The 14,450-nt window shown below is 73.2% G+C and carries 9 protein-coding genes; 3 read left to right on the forward strand and 6 right to left on the reverse strand.

Annotation, left to right across the window (positions count from 1 at the left end):
* The first annotated feature begins 100 nt into the window (after nt 1–100).
* The 3 genes from AC069R_RS14420 to AC069R_RS14430 all read left to right on the forward strand — a co-directional run bounded on the left by AC069R_RS14420 (nt 101) and on the right by AC069R_RS14430 (nt 4,962).
* Nucleotides 101–1,264, forward strand: coding sequence for an exonuclease SbcCD subunit D (locus tag AC069R_RS14420; protein WP_478767137.1), 1,164 nt, complete (start codon nt 101–103; stop codon nt 1,262–1,264).
* Nucleotides 1,261–4,257: an AAA family ATPase gene (locus AC069R_RS14425; RefSeq protein ID WP_478767138.1), complete on the forward strand. Its 2,997-nt coding sequence runs from the start codon at nt 1,261–1,263 to the stop codon at nt 4,255–4,257. Before AC069R_RS14420 ends, AC069R_RS14425 begins: the two co-directional genes overlap by 4 nt.
* Before the next feature lie 192 nt (nt 4,258–4,449).
* Nucleotides 4,450–4,962 carry an immunity 21 family protein gene (locus AC069R_RS14430; RefSeq protein ID WP_397987377.1) on the forward strand — a complete coding sequence of 171 codons (513 nt, stop codon included), beginning with the start codon at nt 4,450–4,452 and terminating at the stop codon, nt 4,960–4,962.
* Between the two features lie 15 nt (nt 4,963–4,977).
* Here AC069R_RS14430 and AC069R_RS14435 read toward each other — a convergent pair whose 3' ends face one another.
* The 6 genes from AC069R_RS14435 to AC069R_RS14460 form a co-directional block, all read right to left on the reverse strand.
* Nucleotides 4,978–5,877, reverse strand: coding sequence for an NADP-dependent oxidoreductase (locus AC069R_RS14435; RefSeq protein WP_478767139.1), 900 nt, complete (start codon nt 5,875–5,877; stop codon nt 4,978–4,980).
* Between the two features lie 166 nt (nt 5,878–6,043).
* Nucleotides 6,044–7,123 carry a hypothetical protein gene (locus AC069R_RS14440; protein WP_478767140.1) on the reverse strand — a complete coding sequence of 360 codons (1,080 nt, stop codon included), beginning with the start codon at nt 7,121–7,123 and terminating at the stop codon, nt 6,044–6,046.
* Nucleotides 7,114–11,205, reverse strand: coding sequence for a beta-galactosidase (locus tag AC069R_RS14445; RefSeq protein ID WP_478767141.1), 4,092 nt, complete (start codon nt 11,203–11,205; stop codon nt 7,114–7,116). The genes AC069R_RS14440 and AC069R_RS14445 overlap by 10 nt, the downstream gene beginning before the upstream one ends.
* Nucleotides 11,206–11,549: 344 nt before the next feature.
* The gene (locus AC069R_RS14450) at nt 11,550–12,791 is read right to left on the reverse strand and encodes a cytochrome P450 (RefSeq protein WP_478767142.1); all 1,242 of its coding nucleotides are present in this window, start codon (nt 12,789–12,791) and stop codon (nt 11,550–11,552) included.
* Between the two features lie 38 nt (nt 12,792–12,829).
* The gene (locus AC069R_RS14455) at nt 12,830–14,221 is read right to left on the reverse strand and encodes an NAD(P)/FAD-dependent oxidoreductase (RefSeq protein ID WP_478767143.1); all 1,392 of its coding nucleotides are present in this window, start codon (nt 14,219–14,221) and stop codon (nt 12,830–12,832) included.
* A complete protein-coding gene (locus AC069R_RS14460) occupies nt 14,211–14,435 on the reverse strand; it encodes a ferredoxin (RefSeq protein ID WP_397987382.1) in 225 nt (74 codons plus the stop codon). The genes AC069R_RS14455 and AC069R_RS14460 overlap by 11 nt, the downstream gene beginning before the upstream one ends.
* Nucleotides 14,436–14,450 lie beyond the last annotated feature (15 nt).

The raw sequence follows: 14,450 nt of genomic DNA on the forward strand, positions 1-14,450 counted from the left end.
CGGGTAAAAGGGACATAACGCCCTCGTGGTGCACCGGGCATGACGGGCGGTTCGGCTGAGCCGGCCGCGTTGTCACACCCGGCCGATACTCTCGGGAGCCATGAGACTCCTGCATACGTCCGACTGGCATCTCGGCCGGGCCTTCCACCGGGTGAGCATGCTCGGGGCCCAGGCCGCGTTCATCGGACACCTCGTGGCCACCGTGCGCGAGCGCGAGGTGGACGCGGTGGTCGTGTCGGGAGACGTGTACGACCGGGCGGTGCCCCCGCTGGCCGCCGTCGAGCTGTTCGACGACGCCCTGCACCGCCTCGCCGAGCTGGGCGTGCCCACGGTGATGATCTCGGGCAACCACGACTCGGCCCGCCGCCTCGGCGTCGGCGCGGGACTCATCGACCGCGCCGGCATCCATCTGCGCACCGAGCCGTCCGCCGTCGCCACCCCGGTGCTGCTCGCCGACGCCCACGGCGAGGTCGCCTTCTACGGGCTGCCGTACCTCGAACCCGCCCTGGTGAAAGACGAGTTCGGGGTCACGAAGGCCGGACACGAGGCCGTCCTCGCCGCCGCCATGGACCGGGTCCGCGCCGACCTCGCGACCCGCCCCGCGGGCACCCGCAGCGTCGTCCTCGCGCACGCCTTCGTCACCGGCGGCCGGGCCAGCGACAGCGAGCGGGACATCACCGTCGGCGGGGTCGCCGCCGTACCGGCCGCGATCTTCGACGGCGCCGACTATGTGGCCCTCGGCCATCTGCACGGCTGCCAGACCCTCACCGAGCGGGTCCGCTACTCCGGCTCCCCGCTCGCCTACTCCTTCTCCGAGGCCGACCACCGCAAGAGCATGTGGCTGATCGACCTCGCCGCCGACGGCGCCGTCACTGCCGAGCGCCTCGACTGCCCGGTGCCCCGCCCGCTGGCCCGCATCCGCGGCACCCTGGAGGAGCTGCTCGCCGACCCGGACCTGGAGCGCCACGCCGACGCCTGGGTCGAGGCCACCCTCACCGACGCCGTCCGCCCACCCGAGCCGATGGCCAGGCTCACCGAGCGCTTCCCGCACACCCTGAGCCTGGTCTTCGCCCCCGAACGCGCTCCCGACGACCCCCGGCTCTCCTACGCCCGGCGCCTCGCGGGCCGCAGCGACCAGCAGATCGCCCAGGACTTCCTCGCCCACGTCCGGGGCGCAGGTCCCGACGAGCGGGAGGCGGCCGTGCTGCGCGAGGCGTTCGACGCCGTCCGCGCCGACGCCGCCGTCCGGGAGGTGGCCAAGTGAGGCTGCACCGGCTCGACATCACCGCCTTCGGACCCTTCGGCAACGCCCAGAGCATCGACTTCGACGCCCTGTCCGCCGCCGGGCTCTTTCTGCTGCACGGCCCCACCGGCGCGGGCAAGACCTCCGTCCTGGACGCCGTCTGCTACGCGCTGTACGGCTCCGTCCCCGGCGCCCGCCAGAGCGGCGCGGGCCAGGGCATGAACCTGCGCAGCGACCACGCCGACCCCCGCACCCGCACCGAGGTCCGCCTCGAACTCACCGTCGCCGGACGCCGGTTGGAGGTCACCCGGCAGCCGCCCCGGGAGCGGCCCAAGCTGCGCGGCAAGGGCACCACCGTCGACAAGGCCCAGACCTGGCTGCGCGAGTACGACGCCACGGCGGGCGCCTGGAAGGACCTCAGCCGCTCGCACCAGGAGATCGGTGCCGAGTTCGAGCAGCTGCTCGGCATGAGCCGCGAGCAGTTCTGCCAGGTCGTGCTGCTGCCCCAGGGGGACTTCGCCCGCTTCCTGCGCGCCGACGCCGAGGCGCGCGGGCGGCTGCTGGGCCGCCTCTTCGACACCCAGCGCTTCGCCGACGTGGAGAAGCGGCTCGCCGAACGCCGCCGCGCCGCCGAGGCACGGGTGCGCGAGGGCGACGCGGCCCTGCTCGCCGACGCCCACCGCATGCAGCAGGAGGCCGGCGACGCCATGGAGCTGCCCGAGCTGGCGCCGGGCGAGCCCGGCCTGGCCGAGGCCGTGCTCGGCGCCGCCGCCGTCGCCCGCAGCACCGCCAGGGAACGCCTCGCCGTCGCGGAGAGCCGACTCACCGCCGCCGAGTCCGCCCACACCGCCGCCCGCCGCACCCTGGACGGCATCCGCGAACTCGCCCGCCTCCAGAACCGGTTCGCCGAGGCGCGGCGACGGGCCGAACGCCTCCGGGAGCGGGCCGCCGAGCACCATGCCGACCAGGAGCGCATGGACCGCTCCCGCAAGGCCGAGGCGGTCGCGCCCGCGCTGGAGCTGCGCGAGGAGGCCGAGCGGGAACACCGCGCGGCCACCGCCGCCGAGGCCCGCGCCCGCGGTCCGCTGCCCCCGCCCCTCGACGGCGCCGACGCGGGCGGACTCGCCGCCGCCGCGCGCCGCGCCGCCGAGGAGCTGGGCGGCCTCGACGCCGCCCGGCGCGCCGAGCGACGCCTTGCCGAACTGGCCGTGGAACGCGCCGCGTTGGACCGGCAGGAACGCGCCGACGAGGACGCGCTGCGCGAGGCCGAGGCATGGCTGGAGGGCTGGGAGGACATGCGTACGGCCCTCCAGGCGCGCATCGACACCGCCCAGGAGGCCGCCACCCGCGCCGAACAACTCGCCGTCCGCCGCGAGCCGATGCGGCACCGCCTGGCCGCGGCCCGCACCCGCGACACCCTCACCGGCGACCTGGAGACGGCCCGGCGACGCGTCCGGGAGGCCGCGCAGCGGGCCCTGGACGCCCGCGCCCACTGGCTCGACCTGAAGGAGCAGCGCCTCGACGGCATCGCCGCCGAACTCGCCGCCCACCTCACCGACGGCGCGCCCTGCGCGGTCTGCGGCGCCACCGAACACCCCGCGCCCGCCCGCAAGGACGCCGGACACGTGGACCGCGCGGCCGAGGAACGCGCCCACACCGCCTCCCGGGAGGCCGACCGGCAGCACGCCGACGAGGAGCGGCAGCTCGGCGAGGTCGGCAAGGCCCTGGCCGTCGCCACCGCCGAGGCCGGCGAGACACCCACCGCACAACTCGAAGCCGAGACGGCCGAATTGGAGCAGGAGTACGCCCGCGCCCACCGCGCCGCCTCCGCCCTGCACGCCGCCCGCGAGGAGCTGCGGCGCGCCGAGCAGGAGCGCGAACGGCGCCTCGCCGACCGGCAGCAGGGCGGCGTCCGGGCCGCCTCCCGCCTCACCCGGCGCGACGCACTGGAGCGCGAACAGGCCCAACTGCAAGCCGAGTTGGCGCAGGCGCGCGGCACCGCCGACAGCGTGGCCGCGCGCGCCGCCCAGCTGGAGCGGCGGGCGGCCCTGCTCACCGAGGCCGCCGACGCGGTACGCGCCGCCGAGGACGCCGCGCAGCGCCTCAAGGCCGCCGACGCCCGGCTCGCGGACGCCGCCTACCGGGCCGGTTTCGCCACGCCCCGGGAGGCGGCCGACGCCCTGCTCACCGACGCGGCCCACCGCGAACTCCAGCACCGGCTGGACGCCCGGCAGTCGGAGGAGGCCGCCGTACGCGCCGTACTGGCCGAGCCCGACACCGTGGCCGCGGCCCGGCGCCCGCCCGCCGACCCGGCCGACGCCGAGCGGGCCGCCGCCGCGGCCGAGCACCGGCTGCGGACGGCCGCCTCCGCCCGCGACGCCGCCGCCCGCTGCTGCGCCGAACTGGACCGCCTCTCCGCCCGCGCGACCGCGGCCGTGCGTCAACTGGCCCCGCTGCGCGAGGAGTACGACCGCGTCGCCCGGCTGGCCGCCCTCACCGCGGGCACCTCCGCCGACAACGAGCGCAAGATGCGCCTGGAGTCGTACGTGCTCGCCGCCCGCCTCGAACAGGTCGCCGCCGCCGCGACCGCCCGGCTCCAGCGGATGTCCTCCGGCCGCTACACCCTCGTGCACTCCGACGACCGCAGCGGACGTGGTCGCAGCGGGCTCGGGCTGCATGTCGTGGACGCCTGGACCGGCCGCGAGCGGGACACCGCCACCCTGTCCGGCGGCGAGACCTTCTTCGCCTCCCTCGCGCTCGCCCTCGGCCTCGCCGACGTCGTCACCGAGGAGGCCGGCGGGGTGCGCCTGGACACCCTCTTCATCGACGAGGGCTTCGGCAGCCTGGACGACCAGACCCTGGACGAGGTCCTCGACGTCCTCGACGGCCTGCGCGAACGCGACCGCAGCGTCGGCATCGTCAGCCACGTCCCCGACCTGCGCCGCCGCATCCACGCCCAACTGGAGGTCCTCAAGGACCGGACGGGTTCGACGCTGCGGACGCGGGGCGTCTGAGCGGCGCGGCGCCACACATGTAAGCCTTCGCGCGCGCACTGCTCGAACTCGACGGCGCGTCCGTGCACACACTGCCCGCAGCGATCGTCAAAGCCTCCGCGGTGGCGGGCGCGGCCTGATTCCGTTGCTCCAACCGCCGCCCGCCTGGGGCCAGTTCGGTGGTCTCCGTGCGGGCGTGTAGGTTCTTCGCCCATGGCTCGGTTTGAAGATCGCGGAGTGCTGGAGTGGGTGGAGTCGGGCGGCGGCCCCCTGATCGCCGTTCCGGAGGTGGTCCTGCCGTTCTGGGCGGGCGCCGACAGCGAGGAGCTGGACACGGACTACGACCGGGCCTGTGAGGTCCCCGGCTACGCCGGGCTGCTCCCGGTCGGCGACAGCGCGGCCCTCGTCCTCGGCGACGAACCGGCCGCCACCTCCTACCTGCCGGAGCACACCACCTTCGTACGCTGGTCCGCCGCGGACTCCGAGCGCGACCTGCTGGCCCGGGTCCCCGCCGCGCTGGAGACCGCGGTGTGGGAGCACGAGCTGCGCTGGGAGGTGCCGGGCCCCGTCGTCCTGTTCGACTCCGCCTGGCCGGGCGCCGAGGCGGACCGGCAGGAGCACCTGCGGGTGCCGCTCGCCGCGGGCTCGTACACCGTGCGCGCCGCCTACACCCAGCCGGGCCCGGAAACCTGGGTGGGACTGGTCCGGCTGGGCAGGCTCGCCTAGCCGGTCCCGTCCGGATCAGTCGGTCGTCGATCCGTCCTGGTCGATCGTCAGGATCAGCTTGCCGCGGGTGCGTCCCTGTGTGCTCAGGCGCCAGGCCTCGGCGGCGTCCTCCAGCGGCAGGGTCCGGTCGACGGGCACCGTCAGGCGGCCCTCGTCGGCCAGGCGGCCCAGTTCGGCGAGGTGGGCGGAGTCGGCGCGTACCCATACGTAGTGGCCGCCGCGGGCAGCCGCTTCGGGTTCGACGATCGACGCCAGCCGCTCCGGGCGGTCGAGCAGGCTCAGGGACACCTCCAGCGCCTCGCCGCCGACGAAGTCCAGCGCGGCGTCGATCCCCTCGGGTGCCAGGGCGCGCACCCGGTCCGCCAGGCCCTCGCCGTAGGTCACCGGCTCGACGCCCAGGTCGCGGAGGAAGGCGTGGTTGCGTTCGCTCGCCGTGCCGATCACGCGGGCGCCGCGGGCCAGGGCGAGCTGGGCCCCGAGCACGCCGGCCCCGCCGGCGGCGGCGTGGATCAGTACGGTCCAGCCCGCGCGCACCCCCACCCGCTCCAGCGACTGGTACGCGGTCAGACCGGCGGCCTGCTCCCAGGAGAGGGCGGCGGGCTTGCGGGCCAGCATGCGGACGTGCGCCGAGACCTGCTGGGCGTAGGTGCCGAGCTGCGCCGTGTCCTTGCGGATGTAGCCGAAGACCTCGTCGCCGACGGCGAACTCGGGGGCGTCGAAGCCGACCCGCTCGACGACACCGGCGACGTCCCAGCCGGGGATCTGGGGGAACCGGCTCTCGATCAGCGCGTCCAGCCGGCCCTCGCCCAGTTTCCAGTCCACCGGATTCACCCCGGCGGCCTTCACCCGGATCAGCACCTCACCGGGGGCGACGCGGGGCTCGGGGTGGTCGGTGAGTTCGAGATCGTCGTACACAAAATATGCGTACGCATGGAAACGGGAGCGTGCGCCGTACGGAGCACCGGCGTCCCCGACGGCTGTCAGGTGCCGTCGGGGACGCGGTGTCGCGCGGTGGCGGTCGCGGTTGTCGCCGTGCGTACCGCCACGGCGCGCGCTCAGGGGCGGACGCCGCCCGCCGGGATCACTCCCGGTGCGCGGCGGCCGTCGTGCCGGAGTGGATCGGGCGCTCGATCATGTCGCGCTCGCGCCCCTCGGCGGGCGGCCACTGCTCGTACACCAGCAGCGCGTCCTGCCCGGCCTGGCTGCTCGACACTCCGATGATCTGGGCGTAGTTGACGCGGTGCGAGGAGTCCACGCCGAACAGCTGCCGGGACGGGTCCCAGTGCACCCCGTCGGGGCTGGTCGTGATCTGCACGCCGGTGGTCTGGCCCCAGGCCTGCCACACCATCACATAGCGCTTCAGGTAGGTGTTCCAGGTGATGTTGTCGGTGGCCATGTTCGTCGTCAGGCCCGGCAGCGCCTCCAGCGGCGGGGAGGCCGAGGTGGAGGGCACCGGTGTGCTGAACGACCCCTTGTTCCAGCCCTTCCAGGTGCCGGGAGCGGCGCCGGGGTCCGTCGAGACGAAGCCGGTGCCGTGCCCGATCGCCAGCCACTGCTTGCCCACCTGGTCGTAGATCACCGAGTTGGCCTCGACACCGCCGGAGGTGTGCGCGGCGGGCTGGGGCGTGCCGATGATCCGCCCCCGCTTGGTCCAGGTGACACCGTCGTCGGTGGACGTCGCGAGGCCGGTGGAGTTCCACTCGCCGTAGCCGCCGTCCGCGAACACGTGGTTCTCGGCGTGGTAGAAGCCGTAGATCGTGCCCTTGGGGTCGTGCGGGTCCCGCTGCGCCGACGACAGCCATGCGCCGTTGCCGTCGAACGTCCCGCGGGGGCCGGCCGTCAGCACGGGCGTGGTGGGACTGATCGGGCCCATGGTGTCCAGGGTCCGCCCGGTGCTGCGGTAGTCGTCGCCGTCGACCCAGAACGTGAGGTTCGCCGTTCCCTGCGCGTTGGGCAGGTAGGGGAAGGTCGAGTCGTTCGCGTACCACCGGACCGGGTTGTCGGGGACGGGCACCACCTGTGGGGTCCCGAGCGTGGTGGTGGGGGTGAGGGTCGCCTCGTGCGCGGCCGACGCGGTCGCGGGGGCGAGCAGCACGGCGGCCGTGGCCGCGACCGCGGCCCATACCGTGCGGTTCCTCGGGGATCGGTGGCTCAGTCGCATGTCAGCTCCGCTCCCGCCCAGTCGCCGTGATCGTTGCCGTCACCGGCGTCGCCGGCCGACAGGTCGAGGACCTGGCCGCCGGTCACCGGGACGTCGATGGCGACCGGGGCCGAGCCGCCCTTGAGGACCGGGGTGGTGGTCAGCGCCTTGCCGTCCAGCCCGACGCCGAAGGTGACGGTGCCGGGATCGCCGTTGTCGACGCCGACCGTGGCGGTGAACCTGCTGCACTTCCCGCCGAGATAGACGGCCACGTCACTGGGCGAGTTGGTGCCCAGGCCCTTGGCGTAGACGGTGCCGCCGAGTTTCAGTGGAGTGCCGTCGCCGCTCGCGGTGCCGCCGACGCTCTGGTCGCGTTCGACAGGTCCCCAGCCGTTGCTCGCGGACAGGAACTCCAGATCGCTGACCTGCCGGACACCGGTCGGCGCTTGCGGTACGGCACCCGGTGTGCGTTCGTCGGACGCCGTGGTGCGGCTGCCGCCCTGCGTCTGGTGGGTGACGACGCGCAGGGCGCTCGTCCTCGGCACGGTCGCCGGGGCGGTGACCTCCCAGCTGAGGGTGGCCGAGGAGCCACCGTGGACGCTGCGCACGACCGGTGGCGTGGAGGTGCCGCTCGCCTTCCAGCCGTCCGGCAGGTCGAGCCGGGCCGTCACGTCCCGCGCGGTGGGCCCGCCCGCCGGCACGCCGACGGTGGCGGTCGCGGTGAACTTCCGGCCCCCGCCGATCATGCCGGGCACGTGCAGGGCGACCGTCGTCAGCGGGGCCTTCGGCATGGCGTAACGCCTCTTGTCGTAGCCGGGGCCGTCGTTCTGCGCGACCTTCAGCGAGGAGGCGTAACTGCCGTAGTTCACCAGGCTGACCTTGCCCAGGCCGCCGGTGGTGCCGTCCAGGTTCCAGACCGCGATGGCGATCTTGTTACGGCCGTGCGGGTTCAGCACCCCGTTCGGTACGGGGAAACTGTGCTGCGGACCGAGGTAGTTGACGTAGTTGCCCATGTCCCAGCCGTTGACGTAGATCTCGGCGCGGTACTTGCGGGAGGGGTTGTCGTCGAGCCGCACGCCCACGGAGGTGTCCTGGCCCTCGGGCAGCTGGAGGGAGACGTCGGTGGTGTACCAGGAGACGCCCGGAGTGGGGTCGGTGGCGGGCAGGGTGACGGGCTTCCAGCCGCCCGTGGGGTAGCCCGGCAGCATGTAGCCGGCCCGCTCCCCGTACAGCCCGCCCGTGGCCAGCGGACCTCGCACCGGGTCGACCGGGCTCTCCCCGCCGCGCACTCCCTGGAGCCGCCAGGTGAGGCTGTTGAAGGCGGTACCCAGCAGGGTGGCGCCGGTCAGGCCCCGTGCGGCCTTGTTGCCGCTGTGCGGGGTGTAGTCCTCCTCGTGGCCCATGTCGACCGTCAGCACCGACACGACGTTGTCCGCGCCGTTCTTCACCACCCCTTCGGGGAAGGTGTAGGTCTGCTGGCCGTCCTTGGTGGAACTGCCCAGGAAGACGCCGTTGAGCCAGACCGAGGAGGCCGCCGCGCCCCCGCCGCTCTGCGTGGACAGGGTGATGCCGGTCTCCTTGCCGGTGCCGGTGAAGCGGCCCCGGTACCAGGTGCTTCCGGTGTGGAAACCGTAGTCGTCGGCGAACAGTACCGGGCCGTTCGAACCCGGAGTGGTGATGCTGTGGGTGGTGGTCTTGTCGGCCACCTGCCAGGTGGAGTCGTCGAATCCGGGCCGCGCCTCGGGTGACTCCTCGGTGTGCTTCCAGTTCGTCAGCGCGGGCAGGGTGACGGGCTTGGCGGTCGGCAGGGTGCCCGCCCGGCTGCCGGTGCCGGTCGGCCGGGTGGCGATCGGGGTGCCGTTCCAGCTGATCGAGGTGGCGTCGCTGAACACCTCGACGGCTCCGTCGTCGCCGGTGTCACCGGTCAGGTCGAGCCGGTCCCCGTGCGTGGCGGCGCCGCGCACCAGGTGGGTGCCGCGCACCAGCACCGGCCCGCTGGAGGTGTCCTGCCGCCAGAACGTCTTGGCCGTGCCGGTATCGGCCAGCAGCAGGAGCAGCGGGTGGCCGCCGCCGCTGATCCGGACCCGCGTGAGCCCGGTGTGCCGGTAGTCGAGCCGCAGGTCGCCCGTCGCCGGGTCCCAGGTCGATTCCACCGTGCCGCCGGCCGAGGTGACCTCGGGCCGGGTGCGGTAGTTGAGCACCGTCTCGCCGTCGGAGCCCTTGTCACCGTAGAGCACGGCGACCTCGCGGTCGCCGATGAGCGCGTCGGTCATGATCTCGGAGGTGGAGTACTGGAGTTTGTTCCCGCCGAGGTCGTAGTCCGCGACGATGGTCTTCGAGGCCCGGCCGTCGAGGGTGAGGGCGGTGCCCGGCTGCTGCGGGACGGTGTAGACGGGGGCGGTGGGCGTGCTGCCGGTGCGGACGTCGATGGCGTCGACGGGCACGAACCCGTTCCCGGCGACGATGATCTTCAGCGTGTGCGGGCCGGACGTGAGCCCGCTCACCTGGTAGGCGACGTACTGGCTCCGGCCCGTCGCCCCGTACAGGTCGACGGTCTTGACCTTGGTGCCGTCCAGGTAGACGTCGGCCTTGCCGTGGTTGGCGGCGAGGTTGCTGATGAACGTCACGCTGGTTCCGGTGAAGTCGACGCTCGCGCTGTCGCCCGCGGTGTCGGAGAAGGATTGGGTGTGCTGGTAGTCGCCACCGGTGTACGACTGCTCCGCACCGACGTGCGACCAACTGCCCTGGTAGGTAAGCGCTTTGTCGCGGTCGTCGTAGGTGTAGCGGGAGTGCGCGCCGAGGTCGAGGGTGAGGTGCGTGGAGTCCTTGTCGTTCGACGTGGAGTCGGAGTGGCGCAGCACATGGAACTGGGTGCCGGTGTCCGGGTTGCCGCGGGCGGTGTCCACGATCTTCGCGTTGTCGGTGGGCGCCGGGGCCAGCGGGTCGGTCTTGGTCAGCGGGGTGAGTGCCTGGGTGAAGTACCCGATCAGCTTGTCCGTGGAGTACTTGGGATCCAGTTGCCGGTTCTCGCGGATGGCCGCCCCGTAGTCGTACGAGGTGTAGTTCTGCGGCATGCCCAGCCAGCCCCAGTTGGTGCCGCCGTAGGTCATGTAGAAGTTCTGCTCGGTCGCGCCGACCGCGATGTTGTGCTTGTAGAAGACGTCGGCAAACTTGTCGTTGATGAGCTGGGCGCACTTGTCGTAGCCGGGGCCGCCCCACGGGTCGAAGGCGCCGCCCTGGAACTCCGGTGCGATCAGCGGCTTCTTCGGCGGGTGGTCGTAGGAGATGTCGGGCACGCCGCTCCACCGGCTGGGATCGGAGCAGTTGAAGCCCTGCGGGTAGGAGTCGGCGCCGTCGACGTCCAGGGCGGCGTCCCCGGCGTTGAACGTGCCGTTGTCGTTGCCGACCAGCGGCACGGTGATCCCGTCGGCGGTGGCCTTGTCCTCCAGGTGCTTCATGTACGTCCGGCCGGCGGCGCTGCCGTCGTAGTACTCGTTCTCCACCTGGTACTGGATCACGGACCCGGTGCCATTGGTGAGTTGGTGCCGGGCGATGATCCGGTCGATCCGGGTCTGCCACTCGTCGGAGTACTTCAGGTAGTCGGGATCGCTGGTGCGGGTGCTGCCGGGTTTCGCCGACAGCCAGCCGGGGAAGCCGCCGCCGTCCACCTCGGCATTGATGTACGGGCCGGGCCGTGCGATCACGTAGAGGCCCAACTCGTCGGCCATGTCGAGGAGTTCGTCCACGTCGCGGATGCCCGTGAAGTCGTAGACGCCCGGAGCCGGCGAGTGGTAGCCCCAGTCGAAGTAGAGCGAGACGGAGTTGAAGCCGGCCGCCTTCATCTTCTCCAGTACATCCCGCCACAGGTCCTGGCTCGGCAGCCGGAAGTAGTGGAACTCCCCGGACCACAGATAGGTCCGCTTGCCGTCGATCATGAACGAATAGCCGTCGTAGGTGACCGAGTGCGCCGAGTGCGCATCGCCGGCCGGGGCGCTCCTGGCCGCCGCGGCCGGCGGCGCCGCGCTCGCGGTGGCACCGGTACCGAGGGCCGGCCCGACCGTCAGCACGACGGCGGCGCACACTGCGAGGAGTCTCCGGATCATCCCCACCTCCATTGCGGCAACCGGCTTGACCGCAAGCGGTGTTGAGGTCTGTTGCCATATGTTTGATCGGGTGGTTTCGCGTCCGGCAGTGTGGCACTCGGCTGTGCGGAACGCAACGGATGTCACACGGCGGGCGACCTTCTCCGAGACCCTGGGCGGTGTTTCCCCCACAACCCGACACGACTGCTCAAGTCCGTCACGAGAGGTCGGCCGAGCCGGCGCCGCCTGGTGCGGTCGGCTCCGGAAGGGACGGCCCGAGCCGCGAACTGCTCACCGGAGCCGCGCGATTCGGCCGTGCGCCTGCCCGTGCCCGGCCTGACCCGAAAAGTTGGCGCAAAGAGGTTTCAGGGCCGGATGCCGTCGAAGGCGATCCGCAGGTGTCGGGGGCCGCGCAGTACCGCGTTCTCCCGGTAGGGCGGCGGGTCCTGGACCAGGCGGGGGTTGTCCAGGCGCCGGGCCAGCTCGGTCAGGGCGATCTGGGTCTCCAGGCGGGCCAGCGGTGCGCCGAAGCAGCTGTGGATGCCGCTGCCGAAGCCGAGGTGCTGGATGTCCGCGCGGTCCGGGTCGAACCGGTCGGGGTCCTCGAACCGCTCCGGGTCCCGGTTGCCCGCGGCCAGCACCAGCCAGATCCGCGACCCCTTGGGGATCGTCACCCCGCGCACCTCGATGTCGGTGATGCAGGTGCGCTGCGGCACCAGCTGCACCGGCGGCTCGTAGCGCAGCAGTTCCTCCACCAGCCGCGGCGCCAGCTCCGGCTCATGGCGCAGCCGCTCCAGCACGTCCGGGTGGCGCAGCAGCGTCAGCATGCCGTTGGTGATCAGGTTGACGGTCGTCTCGTGACCCGCGATCAGCAGCAGGACCGAGGTGCTGAGCACCTCCATCATCGTCATGGCGCCGTCCGGGCCATGGCTGTTCACCAGGTCGGACAGCAGGTCGTCGCGCGGCTCCCTGGCCCGCTCCTCGGCCAGGGCGGCCAGATACATGCCGAGCTGCATCCGGGCCTCGCGCGCGGTCCTGGCGAAGTCCTCGTCCGCCTCCTGCCGCGTCCCCGGATCGAGGCTCGCGACCAGCGGATCGACCCAGGCGCGAAAGCGCGGCTCGTCCTCACGGGGCACCCCGAGCAGCCGGCAGATCACCGTCACCGGGAACGGGTACGCGAACCGGTCCACCAGATCGATCTCCCGCTCCTCGCCGAAGCCGTCGATCAGACCCGTGACGATCTCCCGCAGCTCGCCCCGCATGCCGTCGATCCGGCGCGGCCGGTGCGGGGGCCCGAAGGCGCTGTTGGCGATGCGCCGCAGCCGGTCGTGCTCCGGCGGGTCCAGGCGCAGGAACGACGGCGGCAGCCCGCCCGTCTCCTCCGACTGGAGCAGCGCGTCGTCCCCGGCCGCCGCCAGATTCGCCGCGTCGGAGCTGATCCGCGGGTCGTGCAGCAGCGCCTCGATGTCCCAGTACGAGCTGATGACGTAGGGGCCGCCCTCCTCCTCGTGCAGCACCGGGGTGCCGCGCAGCTCCCGGTACACCGGGTACGGGTCGGCGCGATTGGCGAAGTCGGTGATCCGGCGCACGATCGAGTCTTGCGTCATGGGGCTTCCTCGGGGCGGTTCCGGCACGCGGGCGCCGGTCAGTGGCGGGCGGGGTGGAAGACGAGCTGGGTGTCGGCGGGCGAGTAGCCGCTCAGCGTCACCATCGGGCCGTGGGTCGGCAGGGACGGGTCGGGGAAGTCGGCCGGCACCGGGCGCCGGTTCTCGGGCCGCCGGTCCATCGTCGGGTACTCCACCGGGAACGGCGCGCCCCGCTCGATCGCCCGCTGGTAGAACTCCAGCCACCGCGTGTTGTCGAAGCTCACCGCGGCCACCACCCGGCCCTTGTGGCCGTAGACCCCGACGAACCGGCGCTCCGCCGTCGAACCCTGGGTGATCATCAGCTCCTCGCCCATCGGGGGCACCCCGACCGACTTGATGTTCACCCCGAACTGCGAGGACCAGAACGCCGGCATCCACAGATGCGGGCGCCGGTCCGCGCCGTCGCAGATCATGTTGTGCGCGGCCGTCTCCGCCTGCGCCACCGCGTTGCCCCAGTGTTCGAGCGAGAGGAACTGGTACTCGAACAGCGCGTGCGGGGAGCGCGCCACATCACCCGCCACGAACACGTCGTCGGTGACGATCCCCCGGAAGTCGAAGGCCCGGCAGCCCGCGTCGCAGGCGATGCCGCGCGGCCCCGCGCCGAGCCCCGAGCCCCGCAGCCACTCGGTGTTGCGCTGCGAGCCCAGCGAGACCACGACCACGTCCGCCTCGACCACGCTCTCGTCGGACAGATGGACCGCCCGCACCCGCCCGGCCGCGTCGCCCTCAAGGGCCGTCACCGTCACACGGGTCCGCAGATCCACGCCGTGCTCGCGCATCAGATCCGCGGCCACCGCGCCGATCACCCCGCCGAGGGCGCCCACCAGCGGCGCGCCCGCCCGTTCCGCGACCGTCACCGCGATGCCCTGCTCCCGGCACGCGGAGGCGACCTCGCAGCCCGCGAACCCGGCGCCGATCACGAACACCCGGCGCGGCCCCGCGCGCAGCCGCTGGTACAGCCCGGCCGCGTCGTCCCGCGTGCGCAGCAGGAAGACGCCGTCCAGCCGGGCCTCCGACTCCTTGGGCCAGGGCCGGGCGCGCACCCCGGTGGCGATGAGCAGCCGGTCGTACTCCACCTCGTCCCCGTCGGCCAGCCGCACCCGCCCGGCCGTCAGGTCCAGGCCGGTGGCCGCCGTGCCGAGCCGCCACTTGGCGTCGATCTCCCGGCGCCGGGGCAGCGCGGTGCGGTGCGGGTCCGCCCGGCCGAGCAGGACCGCCTTGGACAGCGGCGGGCGGTCGTACGGCTCGTACGGCTCGTCGCCGATCAGCGTCAGCTCCCCGGCGAAGCCCTCCGCGCGCAGCGTCTCAGCCGCCCGCAGCCCCGCCAGCGAGGCGCCCACGATCACGATCCGGCCCTCGCGGCGGAGCCGGTCCATGTGGTCAGCGGCCATCGTCCGCGCTCCGGGAAGCGCCGGCCACCCCGTCGGCCGTGATCGCCTGCACCGGGCAGGCGGCCACGGCCCGCGCCAGCCGCTCGCGCTGCTCCGGGTCGGGCTGCGGGTCGTAGACCAGCGACTCCTCGCCGTGCATGGCGAAGACGTCCGGCGCGAGGAACGCGCACTGCGCGTACCCCTGACACTTGTTGAGATCGACGACGAGCCTCATCGACGCCCTTCCGGT

It is taken from the genome of Streptomyces sp. NPDC043952, from assembly GCF_056435325.1.

Bases quoted from the DNA above. Each gene is read 5' to 3' on its own strand.
- AC069R_RS14420 (WP_478767137.1), top strand. From the start codon at position 101: ATGAGACTCCTGCATACGTCCGACTGGCATCTCGGCCGGGCCTTCCAC.
- AC069R_RS14430 (WP_397987377.1), top strand. From the start codon at position 4,450: ATGGCTCGGTTTGAAGATCGCGGAGTGCTGGAGTGGGTGGAGTCGGGC.
- AC069R_RS14440 (WP_478767140.1), bottom strand. From the start codon at position 7,123: ATGCGACTGAGCCACCGATCCCCGAGGAACCGCACGGTATGGGCCGCG.
- AC069R_RS14445 (WP_478767141.1), bottom strand. From the start codon at position 11,205: ATGATCCGGAGACTCCTCGCAGTGTGCGCCGCCGTCGTGCTGACGGTC.
- AC069R_RS14450 (WP_478767142.1), bottom strand. From the start codon at position 12,791: ATGACGCAAGACTCGATCGTGCGCCGGATCACCGACTTCGCCAATCGC.
- AC069R_RS14455 (WP_478767143.1), bottom strand. From the start codon at position 14,221: ATGGCCGCTGACCACATGGACCGGCTCCGCCGCGAGGGCCGGATCGTG.
- AC069R_RS14460 (WP_397987382.1), bottom strand. From the start codon at position 14,435: ATGAGGCTCGTCGTCGATCTCAACAAGTGTCAGGGGTACGCGCAGTGC.